Annotated in this window: 22 protein-coding genes; 11 read left to right on the top strand and 11 right to left on the bottom strand. The window is 72.4% G+C overall.

Translation table 11 applies throughout. The features are described from left to right. Window positions 1-16: 16 nt before the first annotated feature. From HNR00_RS21805 to HNR00_RS21760, 10 genes are all read right to left on the bottom strand, one after another. A complete protein-coding gene (locus HNR00_RS21805; RefSeq protein WP_183573027.1) occupies window positions 17-1,381 on the bottom strand; it encodes a Hint domain-containing protein in 1,365 nt (454 codons plus the stop codon). 202 nt (window positions 1,382-1,583) lie between these two features. After that, on the bottom strand, window positions 1,584-3,395 hold the full coding sequence (locus HNR00_RS21800) for a tetratricopeptide repeat-containing sulfotransferase family protein (RefSeq protein WP_183573025.1): 1,812 nt from the start codon (window positions 3,393-3,395) through the stop codon (window positions 1,584-1,586). Between the two features lie 97 nt (window positions 3,396-3,492). Further along, window positions 3,493-5,835 (bottom strand): TonB-dependent receptor family protein, encoded by a 2,343-nt coding sequence (locus tag HNR00_RS21795; RefSeq protein WP_183573023.1) that lies wholly within the window; start codon window positions 5,833-5,835, stop codon window positions 3,493-3,495. 90 nt (window positions 5,836-5,925) lie between these two features. Beyond that, complete coding sequence (locus HNR00_RS21790) at window positions 5,926-7,320, bottom strand: PepSY-associated TM helix domain-containing protein (protein WP_183573021.1); 1,395 nt, start codon at window positions 7,318-7,320, stop codon at window positions 5,926-5,928. A gap of 42 nt (window positions 7,321-7,362) precedes the next feature. After that, window positions 7,363-7,731: a hypothetical protein gene (locus HNR00_RS21785; protein ID WP_183573019.1), complete on the bottom strand. Its 369-nt coding sequence runs from the start codon at window positions 7,729-7,731 to the stop codon at window positions 7,363-7,365. Window positions 7,732-7,783: 52 nt separating this feature from the next. Next, window positions 7,784-8,164, bottom strand: coding sequence for a hypothetical protein (locus tag HNR00_RS21780; protein ID WP_183573017.1), 381 nt, complete (start codon window positions 8,162-8,164; stop codon window positions 7,784-7,786). A 109-nt stretch (window positions 8,165-8,273) separates the two neighbouring features. Continuing rightward, entirely contained in the window at window positions 8,274-8,420 is a 147-nt protein-coding gene (locus HNR00_RS21775) for a hypothetical protein (RefSeq protein WP_183573015.1), read from the bottom strand. 365 nt (window positions 8,421-8,785) lie between these two features. Continuing rightward, window positions 8,786-10,141 carry a sensor histidine kinase gene (locus tag HNR00_RS21770; protein ID WP_183573013.1) on the bottom strand — a complete coding sequence of 452 codons (1,356 nt, stop codon included), beginning with the start codon at window positions 10,139-10,141 and terminating at the stop codon, window positions 8,786-8,788. Then, complete coding sequence (locus HNR00_RS21765) at window positions 10,138-10,809, bottom strand: response regulator transcription factor (RefSeq protein ID WP_183573011.1); 672 nt, start codon at window positions 10,807-10,809, stop codon at window positions 10,138-10,140. Before HNR00_RS21765 ends, HNR00_RS21770 begins: the two co-directional genes overlap by 4 nt. A 186-nt stretch (window positions 10,810-10,995) precedes the next feature. Beyond that, window positions 10,996-11,295: a PepSY domain-containing protein gene (locus tag HNR00_RS21760; protein ID WP_183573009.1), complete on the bottom strand. Its 300-nt coding sequence runs from the start codon at window positions 11,293-11,295 to the stop codon at window positions 10,996-10,998. A 162-nt stretch (window positions 11,296-11,457) separates the two neighbouring features. Here HNR00_RS21760 and HNR00_RS21755 point away from each other — a divergent pair, with 162 nt between their 5' ends. Together HNR00_RS21755 and HNR00_RS21750 are read left to right on the top strand one after the other, a co-directional pair. Continuing rightward, on the top strand, window positions 11,458-12,165 hold the full coding sequence (locus HNR00_RS21755; RefSeq protein ID WP_183573007.1) for a thermonuclease family protein: 708 nt from the start codon (window positions 11,458-11,460) through the stop codon (window positions 12,163-12,165). Window positions 12,166-12,576: 411 nt separating this feature from the next. After that, window positions 12,577-13,005, top strand: a complete 429-nt coding sequence (locus tag HNR00_RS21750; protein ID WP_183573005.1) for a hypothetical protein — start codon at window positions 12,577-12,579, stop codon at window positions 13,003-13,005. Between the two features lie 23 nt (window positions 13,006-13,028). Here HNR00_RS21750 and HNR00_RS21745 read toward each other — a convergent pair whose 3' ends face one another. Continuing rightward, on the bottom strand, window positions 13,029-13,223 hold the full coding sequence (locus tag HNR00_RS21745) for a hypothetical protein (protein WP_183573003.1): 195 nt from the start codon (window positions 13,221-13,223) through the stop codon (window positions 13,029-13,031). A 198-nt stretch (window positions 13,224-13,421) separates the two neighbouring features. Between HNR00_RS21745 and HNR00_RS21740 the strand changes: the two genes are divergently transcribed. The 9 genes from HNR00_RS21740 to HNR00_RS21700 all read left to right on the top strand — a co-directional run bounded on the left by HNR00_RS21740 (window position 13,422) and on the right by HNR00_RS21700 (window position 19,396). After that, window positions 13,422-13,664: a hypothetical protein gene (locus HNR00_RS21740; RefSeq protein WP_183573001.1), complete on the top strand. Its 243-nt coding sequence runs from the start codon at window positions 13,422-13,424 to the stop codon at window positions 13,662-13,664. A gap of 15 nt (window positions 13,665-13,679) precedes the next feature. After that, window positions 13,680-14,036: an MmcQ/YjbR family DNA-binding protein gene (locus HNR00_RS21735; protein ID WP_183572999.1), complete on the top strand. Its 357-nt coding sequence runs from the start codon at window positions 13,680-13,682 to the stop codon at window positions 14,034-14,036. 66 nt (window positions 14,037-14,102) lie between these two features. Then, the gene (locus HNR00_RS21730; RefSeq protein ID WP_183572997.1) at window positions 14,103-14,249 is read left to right on the top strand and encodes a hypothetical protein; all 147 of its coding nucleotides are present in this window, start codon (window positions 14,103-14,105) and stop codon (window positions 14,247-14,249) included. A gap of 21 nt (window positions 14,250-14,270) precedes the next feature. Continuing rightward, the gene (locus HNR00_RS21725; RefSeq protein WP_183572995.1) at window positions 14,271-14,531 is read left to right on the top strand and encodes a hypothetical protein; all 261 of its coding nucleotides are present in this window, start codon (window positions 14,271-14,273) and stop codon (window positions 14,529-14,531) included. A gap of 7 nt (window positions 14,532-14,538) precedes the next feature. After that, complete coding sequence (locus HNR00_RS21720) at window positions 14,539-14,757, top strand: hypothetical protein (RefSeq protein WP_183572993.1); 219 nt, start codon at window positions 14,539-14,541, stop codon at window positions 14,755-14,757. A gap of 428 nt (window positions 14,758-15,185) precedes the next feature. Further along, complete coding sequence (kaiC, locus tag HNR00_RS21715; protein WP_183572991.1) at window positions 15,186-16,886, top strand: circadian clock protein KaiC; 1,701 nt, start codon at window positions 15,186-15,188, stop codon at window positions 16,884-16,886. Next, a complete protein-coding gene (locus HNR00_RS21710) occupies window positions 16,883-17,221 on the top strand; it encodes a circadian clock KaiB family protein (RefSeq protein WP_183572989.1) in 339 nt (112 codons plus the stop codon). Before kaiC ends, HNR00_RS21710 begins: the two co-directional genes overlap by 4 nt. Next, window positions 17,221-17,628 (top strand): circadian clock KaiB family protein, encoded by a 408-nt coding sequence (locus HNR00_RS21705; protein WP_183572987.1) that lies wholly within the window; start codon window positions 17,221-17,223, stop codon window positions 17,626-17,628. Before HNR00_RS21710 ends, HNR00_RS21705 begins: the two co-directional genes overlap by 1 nt. Continuing rightward, window positions 17,618-19,396 (top strand): ATP-binding protein, encoded by a 1,779-nt coding sequence (locus HNR00_RS21700; RefSeq protein ID WP_183572985.1) that lies wholly within the window; start codon window positions 17,618-17,620, stop codon window positions 19,394-19,396. Before HNR00_RS21705 ends, HNR00_RS21700 begins: the two co-directional genes overlap by 11 nt. The last annotated feature ends 214 nt before the right edge of the window (window positions 19,397-19,610 follow it).

The following is a 19,610-nucleotide window of genomic DNA, read 5'->3' as shown; positions in this document are numbered from 1 at the left end:
CCCGTCGTGAGCCGCGTCAGGCGTTCCGCCGGTCCTCGTCCCGCATCTCGTTGCCGGCCTGCGGCGCGACCCAGCGCGGCAGCGCGGGCGCCGCGAGGGTGAGGCGCAGGAACGTCGCGCCGCGGCAGCCGTCCCACAGCGAGGCCGGAAGCAGCGCCGCGCCGTCGGTCCAGCGCGGACCGCCGTCGAACGCGTAGAAACCCTCGTTCAGGCGCGGGTCGTCGAGGGCGACCGTGCGGGCGCCGGTCAGGCCGTCGTCGATCGTCAGCCCGGCGAGCGGCAGGCCGAGGCGGCGCGCGTCGGTCGAGCCCGGCACGACATGGGCCGGCACGCTCGTCTCCGAGACGAGGCGCACGTCGCGGGCCCCGGCCGGCAGGACGAAGCGGGCGGTGAGACCCGCCACGTCCGGGCGGAGGGTCTCGCCGTCGGCGAGAATATGCAGCCCGGCGAAGGTGTCTTCGCGCTTGCGCCAACCGAGCGTCTCGGCGCGCTCCCCGAGCCGGGCGCGCACCAGATCGACCAGCGCGCCGTCCTCGTGGAACGGGCGGCAGTACGGGAGATCGCCCTCCGACCGGGCGTCCGGCGTCGCGGCGAGATCGGTGATGTCGGCCTCGGCGAAGAAGCGGCGGTTGCCGCAATCGAGGTAGCTCTCGGCCGGAAGGCCTTCGGCCAGCAGGATGTCGTGGCTGTCGAGTTCGACGTGCCAGTAGGTGACGCTCTCCACGTCGACTTGCACGATCGTGGTGCCGTTGATCAGCCGGCAGGCCGGGATCAGCACCTCGCCGAGCACGTCGACGGCGACCGCATGAGCCGGCGAGACGAGCAGGTCGCGGGCCGGGCGGCCCTCGCCGAAGGCGTGCGCGGCGATCCGCACGGGCATGAGGTCGGCGCGGCCGTCGCACGCGACGGTGCGGTGGCCGATCCAGCGGATCGGTCTGTCGACACCCGATGTCGTCGCCACGCGATCGCCGATCGTCAGATTCTCAATGGGGATATCGCCAAGATCCGTGTGTATCCGCGTTCCGCTCGCGAAGCACACCGTAAAGGCAGCTGTGCTCGTTGGAATGTTGTATGTGTATCCCGTATAAGTCGCATTGGAAAATGCGACGATATTGCCGTCCGGGACGGTTCTGGCAAAAACAGTAAAATTATTTGTGCTCTTTGCTAAATATACATACTGACTGCCATTGGCAGTGAAGACATCGTTGCCGATATCCCCCAGCTGTGATCGACTGTCGGTCCCGCCATTGCTGCTTCCAGGATCGTCGATGACGAACGGGCCTGCCCCATAAGGCTCGGTGTAGACGGAAAACTGATTGTTCCCATTGTCGGTGGCGCTGAACAATCGAGTGAAGCGATTGGTCGGTGGGGCTGTAGCCATGTCTGTTCTTTCAAAGCCCTAGACGTATTCTTTTGTTATCGGTGGAGCCCGCCTGCCGGCCCCGAATCGTCCATTTCAGGAATTAGCACTGTCTTGAGTTGATCCATGTGGCTGAGCAGCCACACGCGGATCGCTTCGAGATCGCGGGCCGGCGCCCTCGTTTGCCCAAGAGCTGATGGGCAACCGCTGATGGAAATGTCGATCAGGCGTCGATCGTGTAGCCGAGCCGCTCGATCAGCGGCGCCAGGATCGGCAGAGCCGGCTCCAGCTGGCGGCGGTAGTGCCGGTAGCGGTAGCGCGAGCGGTCGTAGAGCTTTTCCGTGACCTGCGCGTAGCTCGCCGTGCGGGCGTAGCGCGGATTGGCCTCGTGGTTGAGCACCGCGGGGTCGAAGGGCAGGCCGACGAAGTCGAACACGCCCCGCACCGTCGCCTTCTGGTCGTCGATCATGTCCTCGTAGCGAACGGTGCGGTAGTTCAGGTCCATGGCCGTTCGGTAATGCGCCACGAGCTCGGCCGAGAGCACGAGGTGCTCGGCGGCCGTCTCCAGGGCCGAGCCGCAATGGGCGCCGTGGGTGAAGGCGTTCGACATCGCCGAGACCATGATGTCGAGCGGGTGGCGGATCAGGTGCAGCAGGGGGGCACCCGGAAACATCAGCCCGATCAGCCCGAGATGGGTCTCGTTGAGCGGCATCTTGTCGGTGAAGAGGCGCGCGCCCTCGCGCAGCACGCCGAGCTGGCGCACCCGCTGGAGATAGTGGTCGCGCAAGGTGTCGAGGGCCTCGCGCCGGTCGCCCATCCAGAGCTCGGTGAGCGCGCCGGGATAGTCCCAGGGGCTGGCGAGCAGCCGGGGCGCCGCCGCGGCGATCTCGTGGACGAGGGTCAGCTCGTCGCCCGCCGCGACCAGGGGGCTCGCGGTGAGCGTCTGCTCCAGGAGCGTCGTGCCCGAGCGCGGGAAGCCGAGGATGAAGACCGGCTGCGGCACGTCGGTGCGCAGGCCCGCCCGCGGCAGCAGGTCGAGCCGCTCGCGGGTGAAGAACGCCCTCAGTTCGGCGGCCATCCCGGCGGCGTCCTCGCGCCGGTAGCCCCCGCCCGCGGCCTCGCGCATCTGCCGCTTGCCGGCCTCGAAATCGGCCCAGGCCTCGTCGTAGCGGCCGAGCCGGTCGAGCTGGCGCCCCCGCTCCAGCCGCTCGGCCGGGCGCAGCGGCCGGGTCCGCTCGGCGCGGTCGAGCAAGGCCACCGCCGCATCGGCGCGCTTGCGCCGCCCGAGGATCGCCGCCCGGACGAGCAGCATCGCCGGGCTCGGGGGCCCGAGCCGCTCCAGGCGGTCGAGCAGGGCGTCGGCCTCGTCGAGCCGGCGGTCGGCCTCCTCCAACTGCGCCCAGGCCAGAAGGGTCTGGCGGTTGTCGGGGGCGAGCGCGTCGGCCTCGCGGTAGAGGGCACGGGCCTCCTCGACCTTGCCCTGGTTCTTCAGGCAGGTGGCGAGGTTGGCGAGCACCAGGGGGATGCGCCGCCCGGCCAGTTCGAGGGCGCGGCGGCAATGGTACTCGCCGAGCGCCGGGCGATGCGCCTCGGTCATCGCCATGCCCATCAGGTTGTGGGCTTGGGGGTTGGCCGGGGCGAGGCGCACGCCCTGGCGGGCATGGCGCTCGGCCGCCTCGACGTTGCCGCGCCCGAGTTCGAGCAGGGCGAGCTTGTTGACCGGCCAGAAGTTGGCGGGCTCGACCGCGGCCAAGCGCTCCAAGAGCGCCGCCGCCGCTGCGTTTCCGCCCTGGCCGAGGCGGATCTCGGCCAGCACCGCCAGCGCCTCGGGCTGGTGCGGGGTCCGCTCCAGCACGGCGAGGCTCATCCGCTCGGCCCCCGCCCGGTCGCCGCCCCGCAGCGCCTGCGCCGCGGCCTGCGCCTCGCCCGCCAGCGCCGGATCGTCGGGCGGTCGCGTGCCCTCGGCCTCGGGCACGTAGGCGCAGCAGCGGGCGGCGGAGAGGCCGCTGCCGCAGTCGCAGGCGGGGTGATCCATTCGGCCGATCCGGTTTCCGAGCGGTGGCAGGAAGGGCCGGTCTAGGCGGTCCGGGCCGCCGGTCAATGTTCTTCCGCGCCGGCCGCGGCCGGCTTCGTCAGAACGACAGCTTCATGCCGGCCACGAAGGTGCGCGGTGCGCCCGCGTAGATCGAGCCCACCGTCGAGGCGAGCGCACCCCGGCCGTTCAGCAGGCCCGTGTCGCGGTTGAGCGTGTTGGCCAGCGGGTTGGCGGAGGCGACGTAGACCGTGTCCAGCACGTTGCGAACCTCGCCGTAGAGGTCGATCCGCTTGGCGTAGCCGTCCGGCAGCAGCGCCGAGTAATGGAGGTTGAGGTTGACGATCGCGTAGCCCGGAACCTTCAGGAGATTGGAATTGTCGGCGTAGTAGCCGCCCTGCGCCACCACCTCGGCGAAACCGCCGAGCCCCGCGAGCGGCCCCGTCGGCACGTCGTAGCCGAGGCGGGCGAGCAATTGATGGTCGGGCACGCCGGGGATGCGGTTTCCGGCCCGGTTGAACGGCCGCGTGACGTTCTCGAAGCCCGCCGGGAGTTCGGGGGCCACGCGCCGGACGCTGAGCTGCTCGACGTAGTCGATGTAGACCTGATCGTCGAAGGTGTAGGCGAGCACGCCGTTCCAGCCCGGCGCGAAGGCGTAGGTCGCGGCGAGTTCGATGCCGCGATGCTCCGAGGCGGGGGCGTTGAAGGTGTAGTTGGAGAGGCCCGCTCCTGGCGATTGCGAGACGAACTCGTTGCGGAAGAACTCGTAGAAGCCGGTCAGGCTGAGCCGCAGCCCCTCGACCGGCAGCCAGTCGGCGCCGAGGTCGAAGCCCAGATTTTCCTGCGTCTTCAGGCCGGTGTTGTTGCCGGGATCACCCGTCGAAGTAATGAACAGCGACGAGAACGAGGGCGTGGCGTAGCCGGTGGCGACCCGGCCGCGCAGCGCCCAGGTCGGGTCCGGCCGGTAGACCAGAGCGAGTTCTGGGGCGACGTTGAGGAAGCGGCGGTCGGCGAAGGACGGCGTCGTGACGAGCGCGCCGGTCAGCGTGTCGATCGAGAAGCTGCGGTTGCGCCCGCTGATCGTCGAATTTTCCGCCGAGATGCCGGTGACGGCCGTCCATTCGGGCGAGAGTTCGAGTTCCAGCCGCGCCCGGCCGCCGAGATTCGACTGCACCGCGTCCTGCAACGCCACGAGCGAGCCGAGCCGGGCCCCGCCGAAGGGGGTGAGGTTGTAGGTCGAGGCGGTGACGTCGACGGCGCTGTAGGAGAGCGCCACGTAGCCGATCGCCGGAAGACCCAAGAATTCGCCGCGGCGGGTGAGGTCGGTGAGCACGTTGTAGGAGGGCAGGCTGCCGCGGCCCGAGGAGGTGTAGAACGGCTGGTTGTAGTTGCGCTCGTCGAAGCCGACCTGGACCCGCCACGTCGTCTGCGCGTCGATGTCGTGCTCCCATCGGCCCGCCACGATGGTGCGCCGGTCGTTGCGGCGGAAGCCCGCCTGCGCGGCGGTGGCCGGAATGCCGCCGAGGGGGAACTTGGCGCAGCCGAGCGCGGCGGTATCCGCCGTGTCGCAGCGGCGCTGATACGGGTTGAGGGTGAAGTCGCGCAGCGAGGACCGGCCGGGGATGTTGGCGTCGATCTCGTTGTTGATCACCTTGAGGGTGAAGCGGTTGTCGGGCGTCGGCGTGTAGCTCGCCAGCAGGTTGACGGTCTGGGTGTCGTAGCTCGCATGCTGCTGGTAGCCGTTGCCGCGGACATCGCTGGCGAACAGGCTGACTTCGAACGGGCCGCTGGCGCCGCCGACGGTGAAATAGTTGCTGAGATAGCCGTAGCTGCCGACGTCGATGCCATACTCGTACCCATTGATCTCCCGACCCGTGCGGGTGCGGAAGGCCAGCGCGCCGCCGGTGGCGTAATTGCCGAACAGGGCCGATTGCGGGCCCCGAAACACGTCGATGCGGGAATAGGCGCGGGGATCTACGAGGTCGAAGCGCGAGGCGCCGTCGGCCTGCGTCACCGGAAAGCCGTCCTCCAGCACCACCATGTTGCGGGTCACGCCGGTGGAGCGGGCGTTGTTGCCGCGGATCGAGATCACCACGTCGCGCCCGCCGTTGCCCTGGCGCACGGTGACGCCGGGGCTGTCGAGCAGCACCGAGCCGATGCTGGTGGCGGGCCGGTTGGCGATGGCCTCGCGCCCGACCGCGGTGACGATCTGCCCGACCGGCTGCTCGATCGGCAGCGCCGCCGCACCGGGCGGCGCCGCCACGCCGAATTTTTTGCCGTTGGGTGGCGCCCCTCCGGAGCCGTTGCCACGGCCCTCGCCGGCCACCGAAAGTTCTTCGAGGGTGACGGATTCCGGGGCGGCCTGGGCGGCCAAGGGCAAGGCGAGCGGCTGGGCGGCGAGGAGGCAGAGGGCGGCGCGGCGGCGACGCAGGGGGGCGGGCATGACGGGCTCGTCGGAACGGAGGGAGCGGGGCGGCGCCGGAGGCGGCCGCGGATGGCGTGTCGGCGGGCGCGGGGCACGCGCCCGGCCGGATCAGGAGGTCTGGCCGGCCGGGCGCAGGGGGCGCGGGCGCAGCAGCGCGCGGGCGCCGAGGTCGAGGCCGATCAGGGCGAGGATGGCGAGCCCCGTGAGCGGAAACAGCGCGCCGAGGCCGAGCACGAGCCCGGTCACGCCCGCCATCACGCGGCGATCCCGTGGCAGCGGCGGCACGCCGAGCCGACCGGACGGGCGGCGCTTCCACCACATCACGCCGGCCGTGACCGAGAGCAGGATGGTGGCGAGGCAGAAGGCCAGCATCGCGAGCTGGTTCGCCCGGCCCAGGAACTCGCCCTTGTGCAGGCCGATGCCGAGCTGGATCGCCTGCCCCACCGGGCCGATGTCGCCAAAGTGCACGTCGACCAGGGGGCGGCCGGTATACTGGTCGAGGGAGACCATGCGCTGGGCCGTCACGTCGCGGGGATAGGCGGCAACCGCGTAGACGCCGGTCTCGCCGAGCGGCAGGGCGAGTTCGAAGCCCGCCGGCATCCCCATGTCACGCAGGATCGCCGCCGCCCTGTCGAGGCCGATGGCCGGGGCGGCCTGCGGCTGCGAGCGGGGGACGGGGGCGTCCTGCATCGTCCAGCCGGGCTCGTTCAGCACGGCGCGCATCGGCACGCCCGAGACCGGCCTGTCGGCCCAGAGCTGGCGCGGCTGGCCGAGGCCGGCGGCGTTCGACCACGCCCGCAGCTCCTGTCCCCACCAGCCCGACCAGGGCAGGCCCGTGAGCGCGAGGAACAGCAGGCCGGCGCCCGCGAACAGGCCGGTGACGGCGTGGAGATCGCGCCACCACACCCGCCGCCGCGGCGTCTCGCGGAGCGTCACCACGCCGCCCCGCTGCCCCCGCGGCCACCACAGATAGGTGCCGGTGACGACGAGGATGACGGCAAAGCCCGCCACGATCTCGACGACGCGATTCGCAACTGAGCCGAACAGGGTGAGACTGTGCAGCCGCCGCACCACGCCGGAGAATTCTTGCGCCGCGGGCATCGCATCGAGCACGTGGCCGCGATACGGATCGAGGAAGACGAGCGTTTTTTCCGCCCCGACATTCATCGTCACGAGCGCCGAGGCGGTCGGGCTACCGGGCTCGGTGTAGGAGACCGGCACGCCGTCGGGCACCGCCTGCATGGCGTTGTAGACGAGGCGATCCGGTCCGAGCGGGGTGCCGGCGGGCGTGACGATCGTGCGGTGGGCGAACGCCGTGGCGTCGATCTCGGGCTTGAACAGGTAGAGCGCGCCGGTAACGGCCAACAGGATCAGGAACGGCAGGCAGATCAGCCCGGCATAGAAATGCCAGCGCCAGACGGCGCGGTAGACGGCCTCGCGCAGGGAGGGGCGCACCTCGGCGCGCGCGGCGGCCGGGGCGGGGCCCTGGAACGGAACGGACATGGGACGGGAAGCCCGGAGACTGAGGGATCGGAAACGGATCGCTCAGGCGGCGGGGGGACCTCGCGGGCCGATGGCCGGATCGGGCGGGGCGCGGGCGCGGGCCTTTTCCGCGGGCGGCCACGGCGTGACTTGGGCGACCCGCGGCCAGATGGCGGCCGCCGCGGCGGCGAGCGTCGGCGGCAGGCCGAGCTGGGGCGCCTGCGCCTGCACGCAGCAGGCGTGATGGCAGGCCGGGCCCTGATCGCCGGACGAGCCCGCCCCCTCGACATGCTCGGCGCAGAGGACATCGCGGGCCAACGCCGGTGCGGTCGGCGCGAGCGCGGTGAGGAAGGCCTGCAGGACGAGCGCGTAGAGCGCGATCACCCCGATGATCGCGCGGCCGTTCACGAAGCGTGGCGGGCGCTGGCGCATGGCCGCACTTAAGGGGCGCTCCGGCGAACGGTCAACGGATTTGGGAGAGGGATCAGCCCCCGGCCTTCAGGCTCAGGTTGGCGATGAGCCGGGCGACGTCCTTCGGGTCGGCGCGCCAGAGGCCCGCCGGCTCGTCCTCTGGGGCGGGGACGAGGCCGACCCGCTCGGCAATGCCCACGCGCTCCGCGGCCGGAAGCCCGGCCTTGGTCAGCGCCTGGTCCCAGGCCTCGACGGCGGTGCGGGTGCCGGACTTGCAGGAGAGGTCGCCGAGCGGGCTCTCCTTCAGGATGTCGAAGCCGCACTCCGCCTGCACGGTGGCGCGGGCCGTCATCACCTGCCCCAGCGTGGTCGCGGCGAGCGAGCCCTCCTGCGCTTGAGCCGCGAGCGGCGCCATCAGGCACAGGGCGAGGGCGAGTGTTCCGCGTGCCGACATCCGTGTCCCTCCCTCCCCGCGGACCCCGTCCGCTTGGGGCGAAGGTGCCGGCTTTCAGGCGGTTTGTGAAGATTTCCTAAGAAGCCTTTCGCCCGCCGGACGTTTTGCCTCACGCCGACGAGGCGGCGCGCTTGAGGGCGAAGGCCGGTCGCCCGACGCTCTCGGAATCCGGATTGCGGACTTCGCGCATCCGCGGCGCATGGCCGTCGATCAAGAGCACCAGCACGGTCAACACGAACAGAACCTTGGAGGCCATGGCCTCAGAACCCTCACGCTTGTTGCGGTGCGGTATAGGCGCGAGCCTTGCGTTTGGCGCATGCGCTGGCGCACATGGCTCCGGGGTATGAGTCGGCCGGCGGCGGGGAAGGTGAACGAAGCGTTACGGCTTCCTGTGACCCGCGAGGCCGCAGCTGCGCCCCCTCGCCCCGCTGTGCGGGGAGAGGGCTTCGGCGACCTCGTCGTCGTCGAAGCGAGCCGGCAGGCGACGGTGAGGGGGCGGTTCGGGAGGAGCCTCTTCCGTCGAAGCCCCCTCACCGTCGCTACCGCTTGTCGCGACGACGACGAGGTCGTCGCGACCCTCTCCCCGCAAGCGGGGCGAGGGGATGCACGGCCTTGATGGGCTCACCCGGCGATGGCGTCGGAGCCCGCCGGCCAGTGCAGCGTCACCCGCAGGCCCCCCAGTTCCGAGCGGTCGAGCCGCAGCCCGGCGCCCGCGGCTTCGGCGAGGTCGCGGGCGATGGCGATGCCGAAGCCGGTGCCGGGGCGGGTCTCGTCCCAGCGGCGGCCGCGGGCGATGCCGGCGATCGCCGCCGCGCTCATGCCGGGGCCGTCGTCCTCGACGGTCAGGCGCCCGCCCTCTCCCTCCGGCCCGCCCGAGACGCGGATGCGGCGGTGGGCCCATTTGCGGGCATTGTCGAGGAGGTTGCCCAGGATCTCGGTGAGGTCGTCCTCGTCGCCGGGGAAGGCCAGCGTCTCGGGCAGCGCGATCTCCCAGCGCAGGGCCTCGCCGTCGGGCAGGCGCTTGAGGGCGCCGACGATCCGCTCCGCCACCGGGGTGGCCGAGCAGGCGCGCCGCCGCAGGCCCCCCGAGGCCGCCCGGGCGCGGGCGAGCGTGCGCTCGACCTGACGGGCCATGGCGCGGGCCTGCTCGGCGATGTCTTGCGATAAGGTAGGGTCGGACATGTCCGTGCGGCGGGCGAGCGCGTCGAGCACCGCGAGCGGGGTCTTGAGGCCGTGGGCCATGTCGGCGGCTTGGCGGCGGGCGCGCTCCAGGTCGCGCTCCTGCGCGTCGAGCAGGCGGTTGAGGTCGGCCACCAGCGGACGCACCTCTTCCGGAAATTTTTCCGGGAGGCGCGGGCGGGCGCCGGAATGGACGGCGGCCAAATCGGCCCGGAGTATCCGGAACGGCGCGAGCGCCCGGCGCACGAACAGGGCCATGGCCAGCGTCAGCGCCGCGAACAGGGCGACCAGCGAGGGCACCAGCAGGCGCAGGAAGGTGGCGCGGCTCTGGGCCAGATCGCGCCGGTCCTCCGCCACGGTGACGGCGAGCGCCGTCCGGCCGCCGTTGCCCGGAATCGTCACGCGTCGCGTCACCGCGATCAGCCGGCCGCCGTCCGGCCCGTCGAGATCGCCCACCGCCGGCTCGACCGCAATGTCCGGCACGGTGCCGAGGCCGCGGTCCCAGAGCGAGCGCGAGCGCAAGGCGTGGCCGCCGCCCTCGATCTGCCAGTAGAGCCCGCCATAGGGCGTGGAAAAGCGCGGATCGGGCGGCTCCTGCGGCAGAGTGAGCGCCCCGTCGCGACCGATTGCGACCTGTCCGGCAATGAGCTTGGCGACCCGGTCGAGCCCGTCGGCGGTGCGGGCGTCCAGCACCCGGTCGAGGATCACGGTCAGCCCGATGCCGGCCAGCGCCAGCGCGATGGCGATCAGGGCGGCGGCGGCCAATCCGAGGCGAAGCCGCAGCGAGTCGCGCTTCACGACCCCTCCGGGTCGGCCGGCACGAGGTAGCCGTGGCCGCGGCGGGTCTCGACCACGCCGGGGCCGAGCTTGCGCCGCAGCCGCGTCAGCAGCGCTTCGAGCGCGTTGGCCTCGCGGTCGCTGTCGCTGCCGTGGAGGTGGTCGAGCAGCTCGCCCGCGGGCACGACCTGCCCCTGGCGATGCAGCAGGAAGGCGAGCAGACGGTATTCCAGCGCCGTCAGGTCGATCTCGCGGCCCTCGATCGAGACCGCGCGGGTGCGGGTGTCGAGTTCGACGGCGCCCGCCCGCAGCACCGGCGAGGCGTGGCCGGCGGTGCGGCGCAGGATGGCCCGCAGCCGTGCCACCAGCTCCTCCATGCGGAAGGGCTTCTGCAGGTAGTCGTCGGCGCCCGCGTCGATCCCCTCGACGCGCTCGCGCCAGCCGTCGCGGGCGGTGAGGATCAGCACCGGCAGCCGCACGCCCGCCCCGCGCAGGCGGCGCAGCACGCCGAGCCCGTCGAGCCGCGGCAGGCCGAGGTCGAGCACCATGGCGTCGTAGGTCTCGGTCTCGGCCTTGAACCATGCCGCCTCGCCGTCGCCGACGCTCTCGGCGACGTAGCCGGCCCGCTCCAGCCCGGCCCGCAGGTCGGCGGCGATGCGCGGCTCGTCCTCGACGATCAGGATGCGCATGGATGGATTCCCGTGAGGGAGGGGTGGTTCTCGTAAGCCGATTGGGCGGCAGGAATGCGCGCCTCTCCTCCCCCTTGCGGGCAGGAGCCGGAGGTGGGGGTGGTGCAGATTGAGGCGTGAGCGGTGCCTTCTGCCCGACCCCCACCCCTGACCCCTCCCCGCAAGGGGGAGGGGAACGCGCCCAGTTCAATCGTCGTCGTCATCGTCGATGACCTTGAGGGAGCCGGCGTCGATCTTCACGTCGCGGCGGCGGCCGTCGGGGCCGAGGATACGCAGCTTGTAGAGCCAGCGCCCGTCGTCTCGCTTGAGATCGACCGCGACCACGTCCCCCGGCACGGCGGTCCTGGCGGCGGCGAGCACGGCGTCGAGGGGGCGGATCTCGCCCCGCTCCAGGGCGGCGCGGGCGCGCTCGCCGTCGCTGTCGGCATGCGCGGGCGCGGCAGCGAGGAGCAGGGCGGTCAGCAGGAGGTGGAACGGGCGCGGCATCGCTCGGAATCCGGGACCCGCGGAGGATGCCCCCTCCCCGCTGACGCGAGGCTGACGGGCGGCGTCAGGCCGGCGCGGGAGCCCACCTGCGAGAAGGCGGCACAGACGGCGCGCCGGCCCCGGCCGAGCCGCCCGTAACCCCTCTCGTGAAAGCGCCATCCGATGTCCCTGACCGCCACGATCGCCCTGCTCTACGCCGCCTGCCTCGTCGGCGCCATCGCCAGCCCGGCCGTTGCCAAGCCCACTGCACACAAGCCCACCGCACACAAGTCCACCGCACCCGCGCCGCGCCGCCGCCCGTGGCGCGCCCCGGTGGTTCTGGCATTGCCGCTCGCCGCCCTCGTACTCGGCGCCCCGGTCCGGCCGGCCCAGGCCGGCGAGGCCGCGACCCGGATCGCCGCCCTCGCCCTTCTGGCCCCCCTCGCCGCCCCGGTCGTCGCGCCGGACGTTTCCCTCACCGGTCCGGCCACGGTGATCGACGGCGCCACCCTCGCCGTCGGCGGGCGGCCGGTGCGGCTCCACGGCATCGCGGCGCCGACCCTCGACCAGACCTGCTTCGATGCGCAGGAGCGCGGCTATCCGTGCGGGCGCGTCGCGGCCGAGGCGCTCAGGGCCCGGATCGGTGACGCGTCGATCGCCTGCGAGGCGCAAGGCGCCGCGGAGGACGGAAGGCCCCGCGCCCGCTGCCGCCTCGGCGGCGACGACCTCGCCGCCTGGCTCGTCGAGAACGGCTACGCAGTGGCCGACCGGGGCGTCTCGGCCGACTACGCGGCGCAGGACGCGCGCGCCTGGGGCCGTCGCCGCGGCCTCTGGGCCGGCGTGTTCGACCTGCCGACCAAGGGCGCACGGACCGCGACCGCCGGTCTGTGAGGCCGGACCGGTTCCGGATCTCGGTTCCCGCAACGGTTGGGCCCCGACGACCGGATGATCTCGTCAGCTGTATCTTCGAGGCGACACGCGATCGGATGCGGCCCTGGCTCGCGGGCCGACGGTTGATTTCGTCTCTCTCCGCTCCGATCCTCGCCGCTCCCCTCACGTGTCGACAGCGACCATGCGCACGCGCGCCAAGATGGAGACGATCAACACCGAAGGCGGCGGCATCCCGGGTGGCGGTCCGGCGCCGATGTCGGTGCTTCCTCCGATTCCCCGGGTCGCCGTCGTCCGCCTCTGAGCGAACTGCGAACCGGTCTCGCTGCGGCGGGGGCGGGACAGGACCGCCCGGTCGTCCTGCTGATCCGCGACGTCCTCGATCTCGTCCCAGCCCTTTGGGCGTGCCGGCGGGTGGGTGCCGGAGCGGTGCCGCTGACCGGGCAGGCCGGATCGCGCGAACGCGGCCGGGACGACGCTCTCCTGCGCGAGGCCTTGGCTCGGCTCGATGCACCGGTCATCCGCTACGACGGGGACGAGATCCAGCGCCTCGACCTGCGCTACGTCCACGAGATCGCCGAGACCTGTCCCGCGGGGCCGGTCTTCGTCGGCGGCAGCTGCCAGGGCGTCCTCGTCGCGCTGCCGGTCGCCCAGCACCTGCGGCGGCGGGGGCGGCACGTGCCGCTGCCGCTGCGCGCGGGGGATGCGGCCGGGCTGAGCCTCGCCGTCACCGCCCTCCCCGGCCGCTACGAACGCCTCGTCGATCTCGTCGACGAGGGCTCGACCTGGCCCCTGCATCCGCAGGACGCCCCCTTCCGGCAGGCGGTGACGGTCGAGCCGTGACCGGAGCCGTCGGGCGCGGCGGCTCAGGCGGCCTTGTCGTCGGCCGCGGCCCGCACGTCGGCGGGGGTGGGGACGTAGGCGCACCAGAGGCAGCGGCCCCGCTCGGCCGCCTTCGGGTCGTTGCGCTGGGAGCAGACCGGACAGATCGTCAGCACGATCCGCTGGCCGCGCACATAGGCGAGGCCGCGGCCCAGGAAGGTGACGGCACCTTGGGGCATGGGAGCGATTCGGTTGTCGGCGCGGCGGAGACCGCCCTGTATCGGATCGCGCCGCGAAGGCGACGGTCCGCACGGCATGGCCCCGCCGCGCCGCAAGCATAGCCGGCTCTGCGAGCCGCGCGGTGCCGGCCGTCCGCACCATCGGCCCGGCCCGCGCGTTGACGGGGCGAACGCGAGGGAATCGTGGCAGGAGCCGTCATGTCGAAACTCTTCATCGCCCGGGTGCGCGGGGCGGCGGGCGAGCGCCCGCTCGTCACGGTGCGGGCCGCCGCCGAGGGCGAGGCCCGACTCTTCGTCGAGGCCGCCTATCCCGAGGACGAGGTGCTGGAGGTCGCCGAACCCGGCGAGTGGGTCAGCGATGCCGACACCGGAACCCGCTCCGGCGACGTGCGCGAGCATGCGGGCGTGGCCTGGCAGGCGCCGGCCGCCCGCGCGGATTAGGCCGAGGGTCAGGCCTTGTCCTGCCTGCCCGAGGACGTGCGCGCGCTCGCGCTGATGCTGCCCGAGGTCGTCGAGGGCGCGCATCGGGGTCATCCGGATTTCCGGGTCGGCGGGCGCATCTTCGCGACGCTCTGGACCGAGGAGGAGCGCGTCGTCCTACGGCTGACGCCGGAGCAGCAGGCCGCGGCCGTCGAGGCCGAGCCCGACGCCTGCGCTCCCGTCCCCGGGGCCTGGGGCGAGCGCGGTTGGACCAGCCTCGATCTTTTCGGAGTGGAGGAGGACTTCTTGCGCACGGGGCTGCTGGCGGCGTGGCGGGTCACGGCGCCCCCGGCGCTGGTGGCACGCACCGCCGTGCTGGCTCTCGATCCGTGACCTCGAGGCACGGAACCGCCGTGGCGGATGCCGGCTTGATCCCGACACATCCGGAAGGAGACCCTGGTGACGCGATCGGACAGCCCCAAGCCCGGCGACGACGAGACGGACCGCGACCCGCCGTCTCAGACTCCTGCTCAGACCCCTGCCCAGACGCCCGCCGAGCCGCTGCCGGAGGAGGATCTCGAGCAGGTCGAGGAGCAGCCGAGCTGAGGGCCTGGGCGCCCGTACGGGATGAACGGTGGTGCGAGGGGGAAGGAACGGGCTGTGGACGAGACGAGCACCGACGATCCGCCGAAACTCGCCGGCATCCTGACCTTCCCGCCGGAGGTCGTGGCAGCGCTGGACGCGCATTGCGCGGTCGAGCGCCTGCCGCGCGACAAGGCGGTCTGCGAGATCGTCGCCGAGTATCTGCGCCTTAAGGGCTACCTGCGGACCAAGCCCGCCTATCTCTGCCGCCCGCCCCGGGGCGGGCAGCCCGAGCAGGGGGGCTGAGGCCGCGATGGCGAGCGCGTTCAAGGGCCTCCATCTCGTTCCGCCTAGGCAGCCCCGACCGAGCCATGTCCGCGTCGCCGACGCGGAGGGCGGCGAGGCGACTCTGACCCTCGACGAATACGAGGCCCGCGCGGGCCAGCCGCCCTGGCAGAGCTTGCCCTGGCAGGGGGAGACCGGCCCGGTGCCCGACGACGGCGACAAGCACGGACCCGAGACCAGCCTGTGAGACCGTGTCCGGTCGATCGCCTTGCGATGACGGCGTGAGCCGGTGAGCCGAGCGGATCGATCGGACGCGGCAGGCTGCGGCGCCCGGCCCGATCCACCGGTCGGCAGGGCCATCGCTCGAAGGGCGATTGCACCGCATTCCGGGCGCGACGAGCGCCCCGCGGAGCGGGCCTCGGCGCGAGCCGAGGCGTCCGGCGGAGCGAGAAGCCAAGGCTGCGGAGGCGGCCGCCGGCGCTCGAGGCCGGGCAAGAAGCAGGACGATCGCTTCGAGCGAGGGCCCTGCCTCGGTCGGCGGCCCGCCTTGCCAATCGAAGCGCCCCTGAAGTACGAGCCGCGATCCGAATCGTGTCGAAAAGCCTGCTGCCGCGCAGCCGTATGCCGTCCGGCAGCGGGTGACGACATCGACATCACCCTGGCCGGAAGCCCGCGATGAACCAGCCTCCGGCCCAACCCGATCTCCGTCCAGGCCTGCCGAAGGCCGCCACCGGCATCGAGGGCTTCGACGCCGTCACCTTCGGCGGCCTGCCCGCGGGCCGGCCTTCCCTGGTCTGCGGCGCGGCCGGCTGCGGCAAGACCCTGTTCGCCACGACCTTCCTGGTCAACGGCGTGACCCGCTACGGCGAGCCCGGCGTGTTCATGAGCTTCGAGGAGCGGGCCGAGGATCTTTCCGCCAACGTCGCCTCGCTGGGCTACGATCTCGACGGCCTGATCGGGCAGGGAAAGCTCGCCATCGACCACGTCCGGATCGAGCGCTCCGAGATCGAGGAGACCGGCGCGTACGACCTCGAAGGTCTGTTCATCCGCCTCGGCTTCGCCGTCGATTCGGTCGGCGCCAAGCGCATCGTGCTCGACACGATCGAGACCCTGTTCTCCGGCTTCTCCGACGCCTCGGTGCTGCGGGCGGAGCTGCGCCGCCTGTTCGGCTGGATCAAGGAGCGCGGGCTCACCGCGATCATCACCGGCGAGCGCGGCGAGGGCCAGCTCACCCGCCAGGGGCTGGAGGAATACGTCTCCGACTGCGTGGTGCTGCTCGACAACCGGGTCGAGGACCAGATCACGACGCGCCGCCTGCGGGTGGTGAAGTACCGCGGCTCGGCCCACGGCACCAACGAGTACCCGTTCCTGATCGACGCCGAGGGCATCAGCGTTCTGCCGGTCACCTCGGCCGACCTCGACTACCCGGCGGGCGAGGGGGTGGTCGCGACCGGCATCGACGGCCTCGACGCCATGCTCGGCCCCGGCGGCTTCCACCGCGGCTCCGGCATCCTCGTGTCGGGCGAGGCCGGCACCGGCAAGACCATGATCTGCGCCAGCATGGTCGACGCGGCCTGCGCCCGGGGCGAGCGCTGCCTGTCGTTCGTCTTCGAGGAGAGCGGAGAACAGATCATCCGCAACGCCCGCTCGATCGGCGTCGACCTCGCCCGCCACGTCGCCGCGGGCCTCCTGCGCTTCGAGGCGGCGCGGCCGAGCCTCTACGGCCTGGAGATGCATCTCGCCCGGATGCAGCGGGACCTCGACCGGTTCGGGCCCGACCTCGTCGTGGTCGATCCGCTCTCGGCCCTGCGCGGGCCGGACGCCGAGCTTCAGACGACGATCCTGCGCATGGCCGACCTGCTCAAGGCCCGCGGCATCACCGCCGTGTTCACGAGCCTGCGCGAGGACGGCGGGCTCGGCCGCGACGGCGACATCGGCGTCTCCTCGCTGATGGATGCCTGGATCAGGCTCCTCAACGTCGAGGCCAACGGCGAGCGCTCGCGCACCCTCTACGTCATCAAGGCGCGGGGCATGAGCCACTCGAACCAAGTGCGCGAGTTCGCGATGTCGCGCGAGGGGCTCAGGCTCGTCGACGCCTATATCGGTCCCTCCGGCGTCCTGACCGGGACGGCGCGGGCGGTGCGGGAGGCGGAGGAAGCCGCCGAGGTCCTGCGGCGGCGGCAGGAGAACCGCCGCCGCCAGCGCGAGACCGAGCGCCGCCGCCGTTCGCTGGAGCGCCGGATCGAGGAGCTGCGCGCCGGCCTGGAGGCGGTGGCCGAGGAAGAGGCGATCCTTCTCGACGAGGAGGAGCGGCGCGAAGCCGCGCTGGCGAGCGAGCGGCGCGACCTCGCCGCCCGGCGGGGAGCAGGCCGATGAACGAGACCGAAACCGGCGCGCCGTGCGAGGCCGAGGACGGCCGCTACCGCCTGCGCCTCTACGTGGCGGGGCAGACGGCCAAGTCGCTTGCCGCCATGGCCAACCTCAAGCGCTTCTGCGAGGCGCATCTCGCGGGCCGCTACGAGATCGAGCTGGTCGATCTGATGAAGAACCCGCAGCTCGCCGCGGGCGACCAGATCCTGGCGATCCCGACCCTGGTGCGCCGCCTACCCGCGCCGCTCAAGCGCATCATCGGCGACCTCTCCAACACCGAGAAGGTGCTGGTGGGCCTCGACATCCGGCCCGACCTTGACCGCGAGGCGGGCCTGACCTGATGGCGCCCGACCGCATCCGCCTGCGCCTCTACGTGGCCGGCACCTCGCCGCGCTCGGCGCGCACCATCGGAGACGTCCGGCGCCTGTGCGAGGGGCCGCTCGCCGGTGCCTGCGACCTCGAGGTCGTGGACATCTACCAGCAGCCCGGCCTCGCCGGCCGCGACGGCGTCGTCGCGGCGCCGACCCTGATCCGGCTCAGCCCCCCTCCCGCCCGGCGCGCGGCGGGCGACCTGACCGACGGGCGCCGCGTCCTCGAAGCGCTCGGGCTCGCCGGTACGGAGCCTGACATGGGGCCCGGCACGGGGGCTGGCATGAGGCCCGGCCCGCAAGCGCCCGCCCTGGTCGCCCAGCAGCAACAGCAGCCGCAGGCCGCATCGCCCGAAGCGGGAGGCGCCGATGTCGCCTGAGCCCGCCCCGGCCGGCGCGGCGCCCGAGCCGCAGGCCGACCTCCACGCGCGCATCCGCGAACTGGAGACGCGGCTGGACGAGACCGAGGACACGCTCGCGGCGATCCGCCGGGGCGATTTCGACGCCATCGTGGTCGAGGGGCCCTCGGGCGAGCGGCTGGTCTACACCCTGGAGAACGCCGACCGGCCCTATCGCGTGCTGATCGAGCAGATCCAGGAGGGCGCCTTCACGCTGGGGCCCGACGGCACTCTGCTCTATTGCAACCGGCGGCTGGCCGAGATGCTGAGGCTCCCCCAGGAGCGGCTGATCGGCCAGCCGCTCGCCCGCTTCGCCGCCGAGGACCAGGACGAGCCGCTCGCCGCACTCCAGCGCGCGGCGGTCCGGGCGCCCGCCCGCGGGGAGGTGTGCCTGCGCGACGGCGACGGGACCGATCGGCCGGGCTACCTCTCGCTGAGCCGCCTCGACGGCGACGGCGACAGCGCCCTCCTCTGCGGCGTGCTCACCGACCTCACCGCCGAGCGGGTGCGCCTGCGCGAACTCGCCGAGGCCAACGGGCGCCTGCGCGCGGAAGTCGCCGAGCGCGAGCGGATCGAGGATGCCCTGCGGCAATCGCAGAAGATGGAGGCCGTGGGCCAACTCACCGGCGGCGTGGCCCACGACTTCAACAACCTGCTCACCGTCATCAAGTCCTCGACCGACCTGCTGAAGCGCCCGGACCTGCCCGAGGAGCGCCGCCGCCGCTACGTCGAGGCGATCTCCGACACGGTGGGACGCGCCGCCAAGCTCACCGGCCAGCTCCTGGCCTTCGCCCGGCGCCAAGCCCTCAAGCCCGAGGTGTTCGATGCCGGCCGCGGCGTCGCGGCGGTGGCCGACATGGTCGGCACGCTGACGGGCGCGCGCATCCAGGTGAAGACCCAGATCGATCCCTGCTTCGACGCGGCCGGCGCGCCCTATGCCTGCCTCGTCGAGGCCGATCCGAGCCAGTTCGACACGGCGCTCGTCAACATGGTGGTCAACGCCCGCGACGCCATGGACGGCGAGGGCACGCTGACGATCCGCGTCGGCCACGCCGACCGCATCCCGGCCTTGCGCACTCACCCCGAAGTGGTCGGCGACTTCGTGGCGGTGTCGATCGGCGATACCGGCTCGGGCATCGCACCGGCCGACCTCAACCGCATCTTCGAGCCGTTCTTCACGACGAAGGGCGTCGGCCAGGGCACGGGCCTCGGCCTGTCCCAGGTGTTCGGCTTCGCCAAGCAGTCCGGCGGCGACATCGCCGTCGAGAGTGTTTTGGCCGAAGGCACCACCTTCACCCTGTTCCTGCCCCGCGCCAGGGTCGCCCCGACGCAAGTCGAGGCGCCGGACGAGCCCGAGCCGCTGGCGCCCGGCCACGGCACCTGCGTGCTCGTGGTCGAGGACAACCGCGAGGTCGGCGCCTTCGCGACCCAGGCCCTGGCCGAACTCGGCTACGGCACCGTCTGGGCCATGGATGCGGATCAGGCGCTGGCCGAACTGGAGAGTACCCCCGAGCGCTTCGACGTGGTCTTCACCGACGTGGTGATGCCGGGCATGAACGGCGTCGACCTCGCCCGGGCGATCCACGTGCGCCGCCCGGACCTGCCGGTGGTGCTCTCGTCGGGCTACAGCCACGTGCTGGCCGAGGACGGCCACCACGGTTTTCCGTTGTTGCACAAGCCGTATTCGGTCGAGGATCTGTCGCGGATTCTGCGCCGCGCGGCGCGACGGAAGGGGGCGCGGCGGGGCTGAGCCCGCCTGCCCTCTCCTCCACCGTCATTCCGGGGCGCGTAGCGAACCCGGAATCCACCTGTGATGCGCTGCTTCACGAAACGTCGCGGCCAGTCGTGGATTCCGGGTTCGCCTGCGGCGCCCCGGAATTGTCTGTTGGGGCTCTGCTAGAAAGAGGCTGTCCCGCAGCCGCGGGGTGCCTGGTCCGGGTGGCCACCCGGACCAGGCGCGGGGC

Source organism: Methylorubrum rhodinum (assembly GCF_014199935.1).
Classification (GTDB): domain Bacteria; phylum Pseudomonadota; class Alphaproteobacteria; order Rhizobiales; family Beijerinckiaceae; genus Methylobacterium; species Methylobacterium rhodinum.
The sequence above is the reverse complement of the archived record's forward strand: the minus strand, read 5'-3'. Positions and strand labels throughout refer to the sequence as shown.